This is a genomic window from Luteibacter sp. 9135, assembly GCF_000745005.1.
Lineage (GTDB): Bacteria > Pseudomonadota > Gammaproteobacteria > Xanthomonadales > Rhodanobacteraceae > Luteibacter.
This window is the reverse complement of the sequence record NZ_JQNB01000001.1, coordinates 3030433-3047379: the sequence shown is the minus strand read 5'-3', so window position 1 is coordinate 3047379 and position 16947 is coordinate 3030433. Positions and strand designations below refer to the sequence as shown.

The 16947-nt window shown below is 68.6% G+C and carries 5 protein-coding genes; all 5 read left to right on the top strand.

The features are described from left to right. Nucleotides 1-93 precede the first annotated feature (93 nt). The 5 genes from FA89_RS13225 to FA89_RS13205 all read left to right on the top strand — a co-directional run bounded on the left by FA89_RS13225 (nt 94) and on the right by FA89_RS13205 (nt 16946). A complete protein-coding gene (locus tag FA89_RS13225) occupies nt 94-1002 on the top strand; it encodes a hypothetical protein (protein WP_036141063.1) in 909 nt (302 codons plus the stop codon). A 232-nt stretch (nt 1003-1234) separates the two neighbouring features. Next, a complete protein-coding gene (locus FA89_RS13220; protein ID WP_081916551.1) occupies nt 1235-2398 on the top strand; it encodes an Ig-like domain-containing protein in 1164 nt (387 codons plus the stop codon). Between the two features lie 324 nt (nt 2399-2722). Further along, nucleotides 2723-9463 carry a polyketide synthase gene (locus FA89_RS13215; RefSeq protein WP_240003895.1) on the top strand — a complete coding sequence of 2247 codons (6741 nt, stop codon included), beginning with the start codon at nt 2723-2725 and terminating at the stop codon, nt 9461-9463. Next, a complete protein-coding gene (locus tag FA89_RS13210) occupies nt 9460-15819 on the top strand; it encodes a non-ribosomal peptide synthetase (RefSeq protein WP_051938743.1) in 6360 nt (2119 codons plus the stop codon). Before FA89_RS13215 ends, FA89_RS13210 begins: the two co-directional genes overlap by 4 nt. Then, entirely contained in the window at nt 15816-16946 is a 1131-nt protein-coding gene (locus FA89_RS13205; RefSeq protein ID WP_036141059.1) for a glycosyltransferase family 2 protein, read from the top strand. The genes FA89_RS13210 and FA89_RS13205 overlap by 4 nt, the downstream gene beginning before the upstream one ends. Nucleotide 16947: the final 1 nt, after the last annotated feature.

Sequence of the window (16947 nt, the reverse complement as noted above, 5' to 3'; positions counted from 1 at the left end):
GGCCGCGTCGAGGCATTCGACGCGGCCTGAGCACCTCACTTCGCGAAATATACCGCTTTCACGCGTTTTTCCATACCACGGCAAGGAATCGTCATGACCACCATGAATGACCAACAGGACCATGCGGCCCTTGATTCAGTCATCTCCGGTGCCAGGGCCACTGGCAACGTATCGCCCGCGTTGAACCTCAACGTGCTGAAGCCCGGCGCCTCCGACACGCGGCTACCGCGTCCGGCAATCACCGACGCCAATGGCGAGGAGCTCGACCTCGGCGTGTTCCCCGACGACACTACGATCACCTGCGCGCCCTGGCCACTCATCGCCGTCGGGCAGAAAGTGTGGCTCGACGTCGATGGCACGCTCGACGACGGGACCGCGACAACGCGCGCCCTGTTGACAGCATCCGCCGTCACGGCGGCGCAGGTTCGTAACGGACTGAGCCTTCCCCTGCCGCGGACGTGGCTGGAAAGTCTGCGCGACGGTAGCTCCGTCACGGTAAGACTCGCAGCCACCTTGAACGGATCGACCGACACCTTCGACAAAATCAATTTCCCGCTAGCGAGCTATACGCTTCGTAGCGGCGGCGGCCTGGAAGATTTTGAAACAGCGCCAGTTGGAGCCATCGTCAAGCTGGTGGATCGCCCATTGTGCACGTTGGCGCCCCCGCCGACAGGCCTTAACTGTGCTGCCATCAGCGAACGCGGAACTGCCGGAAAGTTGCTCAACGTTTATGCTGTTTATAGTCATCCTATAACCGCGCAAACATACGTTACTCCAAAGAGGACAACTCGCTCGATAGCCTTCGACTACGACGACAATCAGGCTCCAAAAGAGTATCCCTGCAGCGTATACATATATTTTGCAGACGGAACCGTCGAACAAGTTCTTCTCAAGGGCCAAGGCCGGTATTCATCCCCCGTGCGTCGCGTTATAAGCAGGTTGATATTTACTGTATCGAGTTACGGATCACTTTACATAGACAATATCTTGTTCCGCGCATGACCTATCATTGAGGGATTTACAGATCATGACCCCACAGATAGTAAGAACGCGTAATCGTACGCTTTTCACAAAGCAGTCTGTTGGCTAATCACGTCATTAATCAAGCACAAGAAAGCGCAATGAACATGAGAAACGTCAACCCCAGGACATGAATCGTATTTCGTTCTATCCAGACGGCTGAACTCGAACAGGCTGGCGGCCGCCCTGCGCCCATCCACCACCTACATGCATCATGCAAGGAAGCATCGTGATCATGAATAACCAAGCCGCTCGCCCGACGCCCAACCTTCAAGGTCGCCACGGCGCAAGGGCGACCGACGCCATGTCACCCACGTTGAAACTCAACGTGTCGAAGCCAGGGAATCAGGATGCGCGGTTGCCACGACCGGCCATCGCCGACGCCAACGGCGACCAACTCGATCTCGAGTCGTTTGCTGGTGACACCGCCATTACGTGCACGGCCTGGCCGCTGATAGCCGTGGGCCAGAAGCTCTGGCTGGCAGTCGATGGCATACTGGCCGACGGCCGTGCCACCACGCTTACCTTGTTGACGGCGGCCAACGTCGGTGCATCCGACATAAGCAATGGATTGAGCAAGGCCCTGCCGCGTAGCTGGCTGGAAAGCCTGCGCACGGGAACCACGATCAGGGTAAGACTCCATGTGGCCTTCGATGAGTCGACCGAAAAAACCGGCAGCGTCGAATTCCGGTTGCTCGAGCTGACCTTACGCCTTGCACCGGCGTTTTACATCGATCCCGCCCCCATGAGCCTGCTGGTCGGTGGCAGTCGCCAGCGGCAGGCGACAGGAGGTGTGCCGCCTTACCGCTATACGTCCGGCAACACCCGCGTCGCAACCGTCGGCACCGCCAACGGCCTCGTTACCGCGCTATCCGCCGGTACGACCAACATCATGGCCAGCGATTCGGCAAACCATTCGGGCAGCTACACCGTCCAGGTGACGGCGCCCGAACCCTGGCTGGACGACCTCACCACGTTCGCCGGGCCGTCTTATCAGGGCTGGTCGCCCGGCCCTGGCGCGCGCTCTGGCGGTCCGGCCTACATGGCGGATGGCGGAACCGCGTTCTTCAACAGTACGGATGGTGGCGGGAACTTCTCGGGTACGGTTATTTCGCGGACTTTCACGGTCACCTATGGCGCCAGCTACGAGGTTGTCGCGCGTGGCGAAAGTGGTGCGACCAATCCTGCGATCATATCGGTATACGCAAACAGTCAGCCCATCATTCGTTCCGTCACACTGAATGGCATCGTGAGTATCGGTCCCGCGACGGTCGTCGCCACGGGCACGTCCTTGAAGATCGAGTTCTCGAACGAGCGCGGCACCGGCTTGGGCAACGACTTCGCTCTCCGCAATATCCGCATCCGGCGGATCGCCTGACGACGACGAAACGATGTCTTGCATGATCGGTCGAATCGGTCGCCATCGGCCATTTGCCCACGCTGGCTAGCGCGCCAGTTGTATATGCCAGTCTCCGTGCCACGTCTATAAATACGTCAACGACGCGCAACGGCTTACCGCCCGAGGCGTAGCACGGGGGACGCGTATGAAAGCCGATGGCATGTCGGGTGGGTCGCAAGGAAGAACGACCTGCCTGGCAGTTCAGAGCGGCGCACGGGTGGCGCGGCACCGGGCGGCCATGCGTCCCTCGGCCATCCGGTCTATACCGTTTCGTCACCGCCATGCCGATGAGGTATGGCGGTGATGGACGCACGTGCCGACAGCCGCTTCGCGAGCATCACCGTGCACGGCTGCTTCACCCAGATGGCGGCCACGTTCCCGGATCGCCTGGCCCTGGCCTCCACGGCGCTGTCGTTGACGTATGCGGAACTGGACGAACGCAGCGATCGCGTCGCGGCGGGGTTAATGGCGGCGGGCGTGCCGCATGGCGGGTACATCGCCGTCTTGATGGATCGCTCGGTGTCGGGGGTCGTGGTGCTGCTCGGTATCCTGAAGGCTGGTGCGGCCTACCTACCGCTGGACAGGCGCTGGCCCGAAGAGCGCATCGCTTTCGCGCTCGCGGATGCGGATGTCGCGGCGGTGGTGGTGACAGCCGCCGAGGACACCACCTGCGTGGACAGACCGGTCCTCACCTACGCAGTGTTGAGTGGAGACAAAGACGCCGCACCGGGCGCCGTTGGCGGCCATCGCGCTACCGGCAGCCAAGCCATGTGTGCCGCCGAGGACATCGCCTATGCGATGTACACATCCGGCTCGACTGGCAAACCCAAAGGGGTTGAGATACGCCATCGCTCGATCCTGAGCCTGGTCAGGAAGAGCGACTACATCGACTTCGGTGCGCCGAAGGTGTTGCATGCCGCGCCGCTCGGCTTCGATGCGTCCACCTTTGAGATTTTCGCACCACTGCTCAACGGTGGCACCTGCATCGTTCACGACGAACTCGTGCCAACCGGCTCCGGCATCGCGCGCACCGTGGCGGCCCACGGCGCCGAGGTCGCCTGGCTTACCGCCGCGCTGTTCAACACCATCGTCGACGAGGATGCGACCTGCCTGGCCGGCCTGCGTACGATCCTTGTCGGCGGCGAAGCCCTGTCGGTCCCGCACGTACGCAAGGCGTATGCGGCGCTGCCGGACACACGGCTGGTCAACGGGTACGGCCCGACCGAATGCACAACCTTCGCCACCACCTATGCGATCCCTCGCGATCTGCCCGACGACGGCACGGCGATACCGATCGGCCGGCCGGTCGGCGCCACCGTGCTGCGCGTCGTGGACGGGCATGGCGCGGCGGTGACACCCGGCGTCGTGGGTGAGCTGTATATCGGCGGCCCCGGCGTGGCGCGCGGCTATCTCGGACATTCCGAACTGACGGCCGAGCGCTTCCTGCCGTCCGACCGTGGCACGCTGTATCGCACCGGGGACCTCGTACGTGAGCTCCCCGACGGCAATCTCGCGTTTGTCGGTCGCCGCGACGGCCAGGTGAAGATTCGCGGGTACCGGATCGAACCCGGCGAAATCGATGTCGCGCTACGCGCGCTGCCGGGTGTCGTCGCCGCGGTGGTGGCCGCTCGCGAGGACACGCCAGGCGATACGCGACTGGTCGCCTACTACGTGACGCAGGACAGCACGGTGACAGCGCGCACGCTACGCGACGCGCTCGCGCTGACCCTGCCGGAGTACATGCTGCCGGCGACCTGGAAGCGTCTGGACGCCCTTCCGTTGACGGACAACGGCAAGCTCGACCGGCATGCGCTTCCCGCACCGGGCCGTTCACGGCCCGAGCTGGCGTCCGCCTGGGTCGCGCCGCGCGGCGAGGTCGAGACTCGCCTGTGCCAGTTTTTTGCGGAGACGCTTGGCCTCGATCGGGTCGGTCGCGACGACAACTTCTTCGACCTGGGCGGTAGCTCTCTCCTGGCCGCGCGTCTTGTCACGCGCATCCAGGAGGCGGTATCGACGCGCCCGAGCCTGGTCCGCTTCTTCGCACTGCCTACGCCAGCGGCCGTCGCGGACCTTATCGAGGGGAAAGCCACACGCGATGCGCTCACCGGTCGCCTGGCCGAAGCGAGAGCGGTGACCCGCGAGCCTGTCGCCATCGTCGCGATGGCCGGCCGCTTCCCCGGCGCGTCCGACGTGGAAGCCTTCTGGGAGAATCTGTGTGCCGGACGCGAGTCGATCCGCTTCTTCGCGCCGGATGAACTCGACCCGTCCATCGGGCCCACCGAGCGCAACGATCCTGCTTACGTCGCAGCACGCGGCATCGTGGACGGCAGCGACCTGTTCGACGCCGGCTTCTTCGGCATGTCGCCGCGCGAGGCCGAACTGACCGATCCGCAACAGCGCCTGTTCCTGGAACTGTGCTGGGAATGCATGGAACGCGCGGGGTATGTCCCGGATGCGCAGGACGTGCCGGTCGGCGTGTTCGGCGGCATGCACAACGCCACCTATTACCAGAAGCACATCAGCGGCCGCGCCGGCCTGATCGACAAGCTCGGCGCCTTCCAGGTCATGCTCGGCAACGAGAAGGATTACCTGGCCTCCCGCGTCGCGCACAAGCTGAACCTCACCGGGCCGGCCGTCGGCGTGAATACCGCCTGCTCCACGTCGCTGGTGGCGATCGTGCAGGCACTGGACGCCTTGCGCGCCGGCCGCTGCGACATGGCGCTGGCGGGCGGTGCGTCCATCACCTGCCCGCCACACAGCGGCTACCTGGCGCAGGAAGGTTCGATGCTGTCGCCGGACGGCCACACGCGCCCGTTCGATGCCGACGCCCGCGGCACGGTGTTCAGTGACGGCGCGGCCGTGGTGCTGCTCAAGCGACTGTCCGACGCGTTGCGCGACGGCGACCCCATCTACGCCACGTTGCGCGGCGGTGCCGTCAACAACGACGGAGCGGCCAAGGCCAGCTTCACGGCACCCAACGCCGGCGGGCAAGCCGCGGTCATCGCCATGGCCCTGCGCGATGCCGGGGTATCGGCACGCGAGGTGTCCTACGTCGAGGCGCACGGCACGGCCACGCCGCTGGGTGATCCGATCGAGATCGAAGGCCTGACACGGGCCTTCCGCGCGACCACGGACGACACGGGTTTCTGCGCCATCGGTTCGTTGAAGAGCAACGTGGGTCACCTGGTGATTGCCGCCGGCGCCGCTGGCGTCATCAAGACCTCACTGTCCCTGAGTGAACGCCGCCTGCCCGCGACGCTGCACTTCAAGGCGGCCCACGCACGACTCGACCTGGACGCCACGCCCTTCGTCGTGAACCGTACGCTCCGTCCGTGGCCGAGCACGGGCCGCCTGCTGGCCGGCGTCAGCGCGTTCGGCGTGGGCGGCACCAACGCACACGTGATCCTCGAGGAGGCACCCGCGCGGACACCGTCGGATGCCGCATCGGGCCCGCAGTTGCTGGCGCTGTCGGCGCGCACGCCCACCGCCCTGGCCGCCGCCGCGGAACGGTTGGCCGATCACCTCGCCGCTCACCCCGATGCCAACCTGGCGGACGTGGCCTGGACCCTGACCTCGGGCCGCAAGGCCTTCGCCCAACGCACGCACGTGGTCGCGTCGTCGCACCAGGACACCGAAGCGAGCCTGCGCGATATCGCCGCCGCCGGACTCCGCGAGCGCCACGGCGATGCGTGCGGTGTGGTGTTCCTGTTTCCCGGCCAGGGGGCCCAGTATCCGGGGATGGGCCAGGCGTTGCACGCGAGCGAGCCGGTATTCCGCGCGGCGCTCGACGAGGTGTCTTCCGTCCTGCAGGGCGAGTTGGGTTTCGACCTGCGCGAGCGGATGTTCGCGACGGACACCGACGACCTGCGGGCGACCGCGTACCTCCAGCCCGCCACGTTCGCCCTCGAATACGCCTTGGCACGGCTTTGGATGAGCCTGGGTGTGATCCCCTCGGCGATGATCGGGCACAGCGTCGGCGAATTCGCGGCGGCGGCGATCGCGGGCGTCATGTCGATGGCGGATGCCGCGCGCCTGGTCGCGCGCCGCGGCCGGATGATGCAGTCGCTACCCGGCGGCGCGATGCTGTCGGTGCGCCTGGGCGCCGATGAATTGCGCGCGCGGCTGCCGGACGGAGTGTCGCTGGCCGTGGAAAACGCGCCGAATGCCAGCGTCGTGGCCGGTACCAGCGACGCCGTGGAAGCCTTGCGCCGCGAACTCACTGCCGAAGGCGTGGCCTGTCGGCACCTGGCCACGTCGCATGCGTTTCACTCCGGGATGATGGAGCCGGTACTGGAGGGCTTTCGTGCCGAGGTCGCCGGCATCCGCCTGTCGCCGCCGACGATGCCCATCGTCTCCACCCTCACCGGCGCCGCGTTGACGGCAGGGGAAGCCACGTCTCCCGATTACTGGGTACGCCACCTGCGCCGCACGGTGCGCTTCTCGTCAGCCCTGCTCTACGCGCTGAACGACACCGGCACGGCCTTCCTGGAAGTGGGGCCGCGCACGGTCCTGACCACGCTCGGGCACCAGCATACCCAGGCCCGTGGCCGGACCCTGGTCGCCAGCCTGACCGATACCCCGGCCGGCGAGCGGAAAGCCCTGCTCGATGCGGCCGGTACGCTCTGGAGCGCGGGCGTCCCCGTGGACCTGGCAGCGCTGGACCACCGTGCACAGCGCCGCCGCCTGCGCCTGCCGACCTACCCCTTCGAGCGCCAACGCCACTGGGTGGACGCGCCGCCTGCCGCGTCGATCGCCAGCCTGGTGGCCACGGTGGCCACGCCTTCCGAACCGATGTCCCCTCTGCCTCTGCCCGTGGAACACCCCATGTCGCTGCCCGCCTCCGTTTCTCCGCGTCACGCGCGTCTCGTCGGCGAACTCGTCGCCCTGTTCGAGGATGTCTCCGGCGCCGATATGGCGGGTGTCGATCCGGCGGCGCATTTCGTCGAACTGGGACTGGATTCGTTGTCCCTGACGCAGGTGGCGCTGCAGTTGCAGAGGGCTTATGCGCTGAAGGTGACGTTTCGCGAGTTGATGGACGGGTGTTCGTCGTTCGAGCGGCTGGCCGGTCACCTGGATCGGTTGTTGCCGGCGGAGGTCGCCGGCGTGGAGGTCGGCGCGGGATCGGGCGTTGCGGTGGGGGTGTCGCCCACATCGTGGGCTCCTACGACGGCCATGGTACCGGCGGGCGCACCGGTATCGGTGGCGGCAACCGTGTCGGTGGGGGTGTCAGCGGGTGGGGTGCAGGCGGTGATCGCGCAGCAGATGCAGTTGATGCGCGAGCAGTTGGCCTTGCTGGCGGGCGTGGAGGCGGCGGCGACGGTAACTGCCGTGTCGTCTACCGCCGGTAGTGATATCGGTGCAGGTGCTGCGGGTGCGGGTGCGGGTGTTGCGGGCGCAGGTACCGGTGCGACGGCGGCAAGGGCGCCGTCGACGCAGGGGACGCAGGGGACGCAGGGGACGCAGGCCGCGGCCAACGACGAAGAGGCCGCGCTGGCGCACACCTCGTACGACGTGAAGAAGGCATTCGGCGCCATCGCGCGCATCCATCACGGCGCCACGGAACTGAGTGCGCGGCAGCGCGCACGGCTGGATGCCTTCATGCAGCGCTATGTCGCGCGCACGGCGGCGTCGCGGGCGTATACGGAGGAACACCGCCCGCACCTGGCCGATCCGCGCGTGGTCAACGGGTTCCGCCCGCTGCTGAAAGATATCGTTTACCAGATCGTCATCGCACGGTCCAAGGGCGCGCACGTCTGGGACCTCGACGGCAACCGGTACGTGGACGCGCTGAACGGCTTCGGCATGAACCTGTTCGGCTGGCAACCGGATTTCGTGCTGGACGCCGTGCGCCGGCAGCTCGACGAGGGCTACGAGATCGGGCCGCAGCACCCGCTGGCCGGCGTGGTAGCACGGCAGGTCTGCGAGCTGACCGGCTTCGATCGCGCGGCGCTGTGCAACACCGGCTCCGAAGCAGTGATGGGTTGCGTGCGCGTGGCACGTACCGTGACCGGCCGCGACACGCTGGTGATCTTCACCGGCTCCTACCACGGCATCTTCGACGAGGTGCTGGTCCGCGGCACGAAGAAACTGACCTCCGTGCCCGCCGCGCCCGGCATCCTGCGCAACACCGCCGAGCATGTCCTGGTGCTGGAATACGGCACGCCCGAGTCGCTACAGATCATCCGCGAGCGCGCGGCGGACATCGCCGCGGTGATGGTCGAGCCGGTACAGAGCCGGCGTCCCGATTTCCAGCCCGTGGCATTCCTGCGCGAACTGCGCGCGATCACGCGCGACGCTGATGCGCTGCTGATCTTCGACGAGGTGGTGACCGGATTCCGGGCGCACCCGCGCGGTGCGCAGGCCGTCCTGGGTATCGATGCCGACATGGCGGCCTATGGCAAGGTGGTCGGCGGCGGCTTCCCGATCGGCATCATTGGTGGTGCGCGCCGTTTCATGGATGCACTGGACGGCGGCGACTGGCGCTACGGCGACGATTCCGTGCCCACCGTGGGCGTCACCTATTTTGCCGGCACGTTCGTGCGGCATCCGCTGGCACTGGCCGCCGCGCACGCGGTGCTCGGTCACCTCGCCGACCACGGCCCGGCGTTGCAGGCCACGCTCAACGCGAAGGTCGGCGCGTTCGCCGACGGACTCACGGCGTTCTGCGCCGAGGTGGGCGCGCCGCTGCACGTGGTCCACTTCGCGTCGGTGTGGAAAACCGTGTTCACCGAGGACCACCCGCTGCAGGACCTGCTGTTCGCGATGATGCGCAGCCGCGGCATCCACATCCTCGACAACTTTCCGTGTTTCTTCACCACCGCGCACGACGAGGTGGACTTCGCTGCCATCGCCACGGCATTCCGTGAATCGGTCCTGGAGATGCAGGAAGCCGGGTTCCTGCCACGCCGCCGCGACGCCACGGCCATGGACGCGGCCCGGCCCCCGGTGGCAGGAGCCCGTCTGGGTCGCGATCCCGACGGCAGTCCCGCGTGGTTCGTCCCCAACCCCGACACACCGGGCAAGTTCCTGAAGGTGAACGCATGATGCCGCACGAGCAGGCCGCCACCGCGGTCGACTACGATCCGTTCGCCGGCGACCCGCTGGCCTGCGTGCTGCCGACCACCCCGGCGCAGCGCGAGATCTGGCTGGCCTGCCAGCTGGAACCGGAAGCCTCGCTGGCCTATAACGAGGCGATCTCGCTGACCTTCAAGGGGCTGCTCGACGTGCCCGCGCTGGAGGCCGCGCTGCACGACCTGGTCGAACGCCACGAGGCCTTGCGCGCCACGTTCGCCGACGACGGCGCGAACATGTTCGTCGCGGAGCACGCCACGCTGCCGCTGGAACGGCACGACTACGCGTCGCTGCCGCCGTTCGAAAGCGATGCGCGCATCGAGGCGATGCTGTCCCGACAGGTGACGACGCCGTTCGACCTGGAAACCGGTCCGCTGTTCCGTGCGGACATCGTGCGCCTGGCCACCGATCGCCACCTGCTGGTCCTGTGCGCGCATCACCTGGTCTGCGACGGCTGGTCGTTCGGCGTGATCGTGCGCGACCTGGCCGCGCTCTATGCACGGCACACCGGGGAGGCCGGTGGACCGGACGCACCTGGTACGTTCTCGGACTTCGCCCGTGCCGAGGTCGCCCACCTGGCCGGTGGGACCGCCGAAGACGATGCGCGCTACTGGCTGGAACGCTTCGCCACGCCGCCGCCCGTGCTGGACCTTCCGGTGGACCACCCGCGACCGCGCTACCGCACGTTCGCCTCGCGTCGTGAGGACCGCCTAATGGACCGGGCCGATGTGGACGCGATCCGCCGCCTCGGCGCGATGCACCGCGCCAGCTTCCACGCGACGCTGGTGGCCGGCTTCGCCGTGCTGCTGCGTCGGCTCGCCGGGCAGGACGACGTGGTGATCGGCATCCCGTCGGCGGGCCAGGCTGCCGATGGCCTCGATACGCTGGTCGGTCATGCCGTGAACGTGCTGCCGCTGCGCGCCCGCATCGGCGCGGAGGCACCTTTCGCCGAGGTGCTGGGCGGCGTGCGCGACGACCTGATGGACGCGTTCGACCACCAGCGCCATACGCTGGGCAGTCTGCTCGCCCGACTGTCGCTGGCCCGCGATCCGGCACGGCTGCCGCTGGTCGCGGTGCTGTTCAACCTGGACGCGCCGCTGGATGAAAGCACCGCCCGCTTCCCGGGCCTGCGTTACGACCTGGCCGCCGTGCCACGCGAGTACGAGAATTTCGAGCTGTTCGTCAACGCCGTGCCGGTTGACGGCCACCTGCGCCTGGAATGCCAGTACAACGCCGACCTTTTCGACGGCGCCACCATCCAGGGCTGGCTCGATGCTTACGTCACCTTGCTGCGCCATGCCGCGCTTGCGCCGGACACGACGGCCGTCGCGCTGCCCGTGGTCTCCGATGCCGTGTACCGCGAACTGGCAGGCCTGCAACCCGCCCCCACGCCGTTTCCGGAACTGCGCCTGGCGCACGAATTCTTCGAACAGCAATGCGACCGGACGCCCGAGCGCATCGCCGTGCGCCATGCGGACCGCACGCTCACCTACGCCGCGCTGGAATCGCGCTCCAACCGCATCGCCAACGCGCTGCGTGCCCGCGGCATCGGTCACGGCGCGCTGGTCGGACTGTCGCTCGGCCGCGGCTTCGACATGCTGGCCTCCGTGCTGGGCGTGCTCAAGTCGGGTGCCGGCTACGTGCCGCTGGACCCCGCGTTCCCTGCCGAACGCCTGGCGTTCATGGCCGACGACGCCCAGCTGGCGACACTGGTGGTCGACGACGCCGCTCCGCCGGCCTTCGCCATCGACGCAAGCCACGTGCTCGCCCTCAGCGACAACGAGGTGGTGCACGCCTCGTTCGAGCGCCCGGAGCGCGACCGCCGCGCGGCCACGCCGGATTCGGTGGCTTACGTGATCTTCACCTCCGGTTCCACCGGGCGCCCCAAGGGCGTGCGCGTGCCACACCGCGCGGCGGCCAATTTTCTCACCAGCATGCAACGCGTGCCGGGTATCGCACCGGACGACCGCCTGGTTGCCGTCACCACGCTGTCGTTCGATATCGCCTTCATGGAGCTGATGCTGCCGCTGACCAGCGGTGCCGAGGTGGTGATCGCGGGTCGCGACGACGTACGCGACGGGGGCCAGTTGCGCCGCCTGATCGAGGAGGCCGACGCCACGATGATGCAGGCCACGCCGGCGGGCTGGCGCCTGCTGGTCGATGCAGGATGGCGTGGCCGGCCGGCCTTCCGCGCGGTGTCGGGCGGCGAGCCGCTGCCACTGGACCTGGCCGAGGCCCTGCTGGAGCGCTGCGGCGAGGTGTGGAACGGCTACGGCCCCACCGAGACCACCGTGTATTCCACGTACTGGCGGGTGAACACCCCGCGCGACGGCATCTACATCGGCCGCCCGATCGCCAACACCACCGTGCATATCCTGGACGAGCACGGCAACCACTGCCCGCTGGGCGTGCCTGGCGAGATTCACATCGGTGGGGTGGGCGTCACGCTCGGCTACCTGCGCCGGCCGGACCTGACCGCCGCGGCCTTCGTCACCGATCCGTGGTCGGAAGCCCCGGACTCGCGGATGTACCGTACCGGCGATCGCGGCCGCTGGACGTCCGCCGGCCTGATCGAGCACCTGGGCCGCCTCGATTTCCAGGTGAAGGTACGCGGTTACCGCATCGAGCCCGGCGAGATCGAAAGCGCGTTGACCGACCTGCCGGAGGTGGCGCGCGCCGTGGTCATGGCGCGCGAGGATCGGCCTGGTGACGTGCGGCTGGTGGCCTACGTCGTCGGTCACGACGGTGGGGTGCCCGACGAGGAATCGCTGCGCTCGCGACTGCGCGCGCGACTGCCGGATTACATGCTGCCGCAGCATGTCCTCGCCCTCCCCGCCATTCCCCTGCTGCCCAACGGCAAGATCGACCGTGCTGCGCTGCCGCCGCCGATCGCCCGTTCGTGCGCCGCCCCCGGCACACGCGTCGGGCCGCGCAACGACGACGAGCGGCGCGTAGCCGCGGCCATGGAAGCCGTGCTCGCCCTGCCTGACCTCGACGTGCGCGACGACTTCTTCGCGCTGGGCGGGCACTCGCTGCTGGCGGCCCAGCTCACCGCCACGTTGAACCGCGAATTCGGCGTGTCGCTGTCGTTCCGCACGTTGTTCGATGCGCCCAGCGTGGAACGCCTGGCCGCGATCCTGCGCGCACGAATCGACGCCGGCACCGCGCCGGTGGCCGAACCGATCGCCCACCGCGACGATCAGGCCCATGCGCCGCTCTCGTTGATGCAGCACCGCCTGTGGTCACTGGAACGTTTGCACCCGGGACGCGTCACCTACAACGCGCCGTCGGCCCATCGCCTGCGCGGCCCGCTGGACGAAGACGCCTTCGCCATGGCGTTCCAGGCACTGGTGCAGCGGCAGCCGAGCATGCGCACCGCGTTTCGCACGCTCGGCGACGACGTGGCCCAGGTGGTCATGCCACGGCTGGACTACCCGCTGTTTCCCGCCGAAGACCTGCGTGACGTGCCGCACGGCGCGCGCGACACCGTGCTGATGGCGCGCCTGCAGGCGCTGACCGATACGCCGTTCGACCTGGGTACGGCGCCCCTGTTCAGCGCGCGGCTGTTCCGGCTGGCCGAGAACGAGCACGTGCTGTTCTTCATGCCGCACCACATCGTCTGGGACGGCTGGTCGTTCGATATCTTCGCCAACGAACTCTCCGCGCTGTACCGCTGTTTTGCCGAGGAGGCACCATCGTCGCTGGCGGCTCTGCCCGTGACCTATGGCGACTTCGCCACGTGGCATGCGCGATGGCTGCAATCGCCGGCCTTCGAGTCGCAGCTGGCCGCGTGGCGCGAACGGCTGGCGCGGCGCGGCGACGTGCGCGCGCTGCCCACCGACCAGCCGCGGCGTCCCGGCATGTCCGGGTTGGGCCGCACCGAGTGGATACGCGTATCGCGCGAGCAGACCGATGCCATGTACGACGTGGCCCGGCAGGCCGACGCCACGCTCAACATGGCCCTGCTCGCCCTGTACTTCGTCATGCTCGCCGGCTCCACCGGACGGAACGAGCTGGTGGTGGGCACGCCCGTACGCGGTCGTAACCACAGCGAGCTCGAAGCGGTCATGGGGTATTTCAACAACCTGCTGCCGCTGCACGTCACGGTCGATCCGGCGCTGCCCTTCCTGGCGTTCGTGCGGGAAGTGCGGCGCGCGGCGATCGACGCGTTCGGGCATCCAGACGTGCCGCTGGAATACCTGCAACGCGAGCTGACGGCCGTCCACGGCAGTGGCGCCGTGCTGTACCAGGCGCTGTTCTCGTTCCAGGACGGGCGCCAGCGTGCGGCGGACTGGGGTGGCCTTGCACACGAGCAGATCCTCCTGTTCCAGAGCGGGGCCACCGAAGACCTGGGCCTGTGGTTCCTGGAAAGCCAGGCGGGGCTCGTCGGCGGCGTGACCTACAACGCGGACCTGCTGGAGGCCGACACCGCGTGCCGCATGCGGGAGCGCTACCTCGCCATGCTGCGTCGGGTGATCGACGACCCCGGCCTTACCCTCGGCGAACTGACCACCGCCACGCCGGCCGAGCGCGAATGCATGCGCCGCTGGCAGGCGCGCACGACGACGATCGAACCGCCGCGCGACCTCCACGGCATGATCCAGGCCACGGCCACGGCGATGCCGCACGACGTGGCGATCGAGCACGGCACGCGTCGCATCGGCCATGCGGCATTGCAGGAGCGCGCCGGGCGCATGGCCACACGGCTGCGCGAGCGTGGTGCCAGCGAGGGTGGCGTCGTCGGTCTGTGCGTCGAGCGCGGTATCGACCGCATCGCCGCCCTGCTCGCGATCGGCATGACCGGCGCCACGGCGTTGCTGCTCGACCGCGACGATCCCACCGCCTTCCTGCGCGACGGCCTCGCCGATGCGCGCGCCACGGTGATGGTCGGCGATGCGGGCCTGCAGGCCCTGCTCGACTGGCCCAAAGCATGCGCGGTGTGGCTGGATAACGATACCCCCTGGCTGGCCGCGATCGACGCCTCCACCGCGCACGGCGGCGCCCTGCCGGACACGGCCGCCGTCGCCTTCCAGGCGCACGATGCCGAGGGCAAGGCCTTCGGTGCGGCGCTGTCGCATCGCACGCTGGGCCATCTCGTGCAGTCGCTTGGTGATGCCTTGGGCGTGCACGCCGGCATGCGACTGGGCGGCGATGCGTTGCCGGGCGATCCACTCTCGGTACTGGGCCCGCTGGTGGCGCTAGCCAGCGGCGCCACCTGGGTCGAGATGGGCACGCGCGAGGCCGCCACGGGTCGTCTGGACGCCATGGACCTGTGCATCGCCACGCCGGAAACCTGGCAGGCGCTGCTCGCCGGCGGCTGGCAAGGCGATGCCGGACTGCGCGCGGTGATCGTCGGCGGCTCGGCCACGGCGGAGCTGACCACGCGCGTGGCGAAGGCCACGGCCGGTGTGTTGATGCTGTTCGGCGATCCCGCGGTGGCGCCCGTCATCACCTGCGGCGCGCTGGATGCCGCGGCGGACACGCTGCACCAGGGCCTTACCCTTGCCCACGGCGAGGCCTGGATTCTCGACGTCCAAGGCGAGCCGGCATCGATCGGCGCCGCGGGCGACCTCGCCGTGGGGGGCCGGCTGCTGGCCATGCCGTTCGGTCAACGTGCCCGCGCGGCGCGACGCCACGGGGAAACGGGCCTGGTGCGCACGGGATACCGTGGCCGCTGGCTGAGCGGGGGCCGCCTGCAGGTGCTGGACCGCGACGACCGCCGCCTCCGCTGCCACGGCATGGACGTGCAGCCCGGCGCGCTGGAAGCGATCGCGCTGCGCGAGCCCGGCGTGGTCCGCGCCATCGCCGTGCCGCGCCACGAGCAGGGCGGTATCGCCCGCGTCGAACTGCACGTGGTGGCGGCGCCGGGACGGCGCCCGGACGCCGCCGCGGTGCGTACCGCGCTGGTCGCTTCGTTGCCGGCCTGGGCGATGCCCGATCATGTCCACGTGCTGGACACGCTGCCCACCCTGGCCACCGGCGAACCCGACCTCGCGGCGCTGGCCGTGCACGACGATGCGGCGATGGCCGCTCCCGACGACACCACCACGCCCCACACGGAGACCGAGCGCCTGCTCGCCGGCATCTGGCAGGAGTTGCTGGGTACGCGCCGCATCCGCACCAGCGACAATTTCTTCGACGTCGGCGGTCACTCGCTGCTCGCGGTGGACATGGCGCAGCGCGTGCACACGCTCAGCGGCGTGCAGCTCAACCTGCTGGACGTGGCCAACGGCACGCTGGGTACGCTGGCCGCCGAGATGGCCGTCACGCCACGGGTAGCCACCACTCACCGCCGTGGCCTGTTCAGCCGCCTCATGGGCCGGCCATGAGCCACGTCGCCTGGGTGGTCTGCTGGGCATCGGCGGGCTTGCTGGTGCACACGTTCGCCGGCTATCCGCTGCTGGTCTGGATGCATGCGCGCCTGCGGCCACGCCCGGTGGTGCGCGAGCCCATCCTGCCCACGGTGAGCATCGTGCTCGCCGTGCACGATGGCGCCGCCTTCATCGAGGCGAAGCTGGCCAACCTACAGCGGCTGGACTACCCCGCCGCGCTGGTGGACATCGTCGTCGCCTGCGACGGTTGCCACGACGCCACGGCCGCCCTGGCCCGCCGCTCGACGCATGCCCGCCTGGCCGTGCTGGATTTCCCCAACCGTCGGGGTAAGGCCGCCTGCCTCAACGACGCCGTGGCGATCACGCGCGGCGACGTGCTGCTGTTCACGGACGTACGCCAGCGGCTGTCGCCCGTGGCACTGCGGGAACTGGTCGCCAACCTGGCCGATCCCACCGTGGGCGCCGTGGGCGGCGAACTGCACATGGAGCACGTCCGAACGGGCTTCGCCCAGGGCGTGGATGCCTACTGGCGCTACGAGAAGGCGATCCGTCACGCGGAAGCGCTGTCCGGCTCCACCGTCGGCGTCAGCGGCGCGTTGCATGCCATGCGGCGCAGCCTGTTCTCGCCGTTGCCGCCCGGCACCGTGCTCGACGACGTGCTGTTGCCGATGCGGGTGGCCGCGCAGGGCATGCGCGTGGTCTTCGAACCGAAGGCCATGGCCTGGGACCGTCCCTCGCAGCAGCCCGCCGACGAGCGCCGGCGCAAGATCCGCACCCTGGCCGGCAACTTCCAGCTGGTGCAGCTGGCGCCCTGGCTGCTGCTGCCCTGGTCCAACCCCCTGTGGTTCCGTTTCGTCAGCCACAAGCTGCTGCGCCTGATGGCGCCGTGGCTGATCGTGGCGCTTGCCGTGAGCACCGGCGTGCTGGCGACACGCCACCCCCTGTACGCGGTGGCGTTCGGCGGCCTGCTCAGCGGCGGCGCCTTGCTGGTGCTGGCCCGCTGCCTGCCCCCGCTGGCTCGCTGGCTACCCCTGCGCATCGCGCTGGCGTTCTTCTACCTCAACCTCTTCGCGGCGCAGGCACTGCTCGCCTTCGCCCGCAACCGAAGGCTGCATTTATGGTGAC

Excerpts from the sequence above, each read along its gene's own strand:
- FA89_RS13220 (WP_081916551.1), top strand. The coding sequence starts at position 1,235 with ATGCAAGGAAGCATCGTGATCATGAATAACCAAGCCGCTCGCCCGACG.
- FA89_RS13205 (WP_036141059.1), top strand. The coding sequence starts at position 15,816 with ATGAGCCACGTCGCCTGGGTGGTCTGCTGGGCATCGGCGGGCTTGCTG.
- FA89_RS13210 (WP_051938743.1), top strand. The coding sequence starts at position 9,460 with ATGATGCCGCACGAGCAGGCCGCCACCGCGGTCGACTACGATCCGTTC.
- FA89_RS13225 (WP_036141063.1), top strand. The coding sequence starts at position 94 with ATGACCACCATGAATGACCAACAGGACCATGCGGCCCTTGATTCAGTC.
- FA89_RS13215 (WP_240003895.1), top strand. The coding sequence starts at position 2,723 with ATGGACGCACGTGCCGACAGCCGCTTCGCGAGCATCACCGTGCACGGC.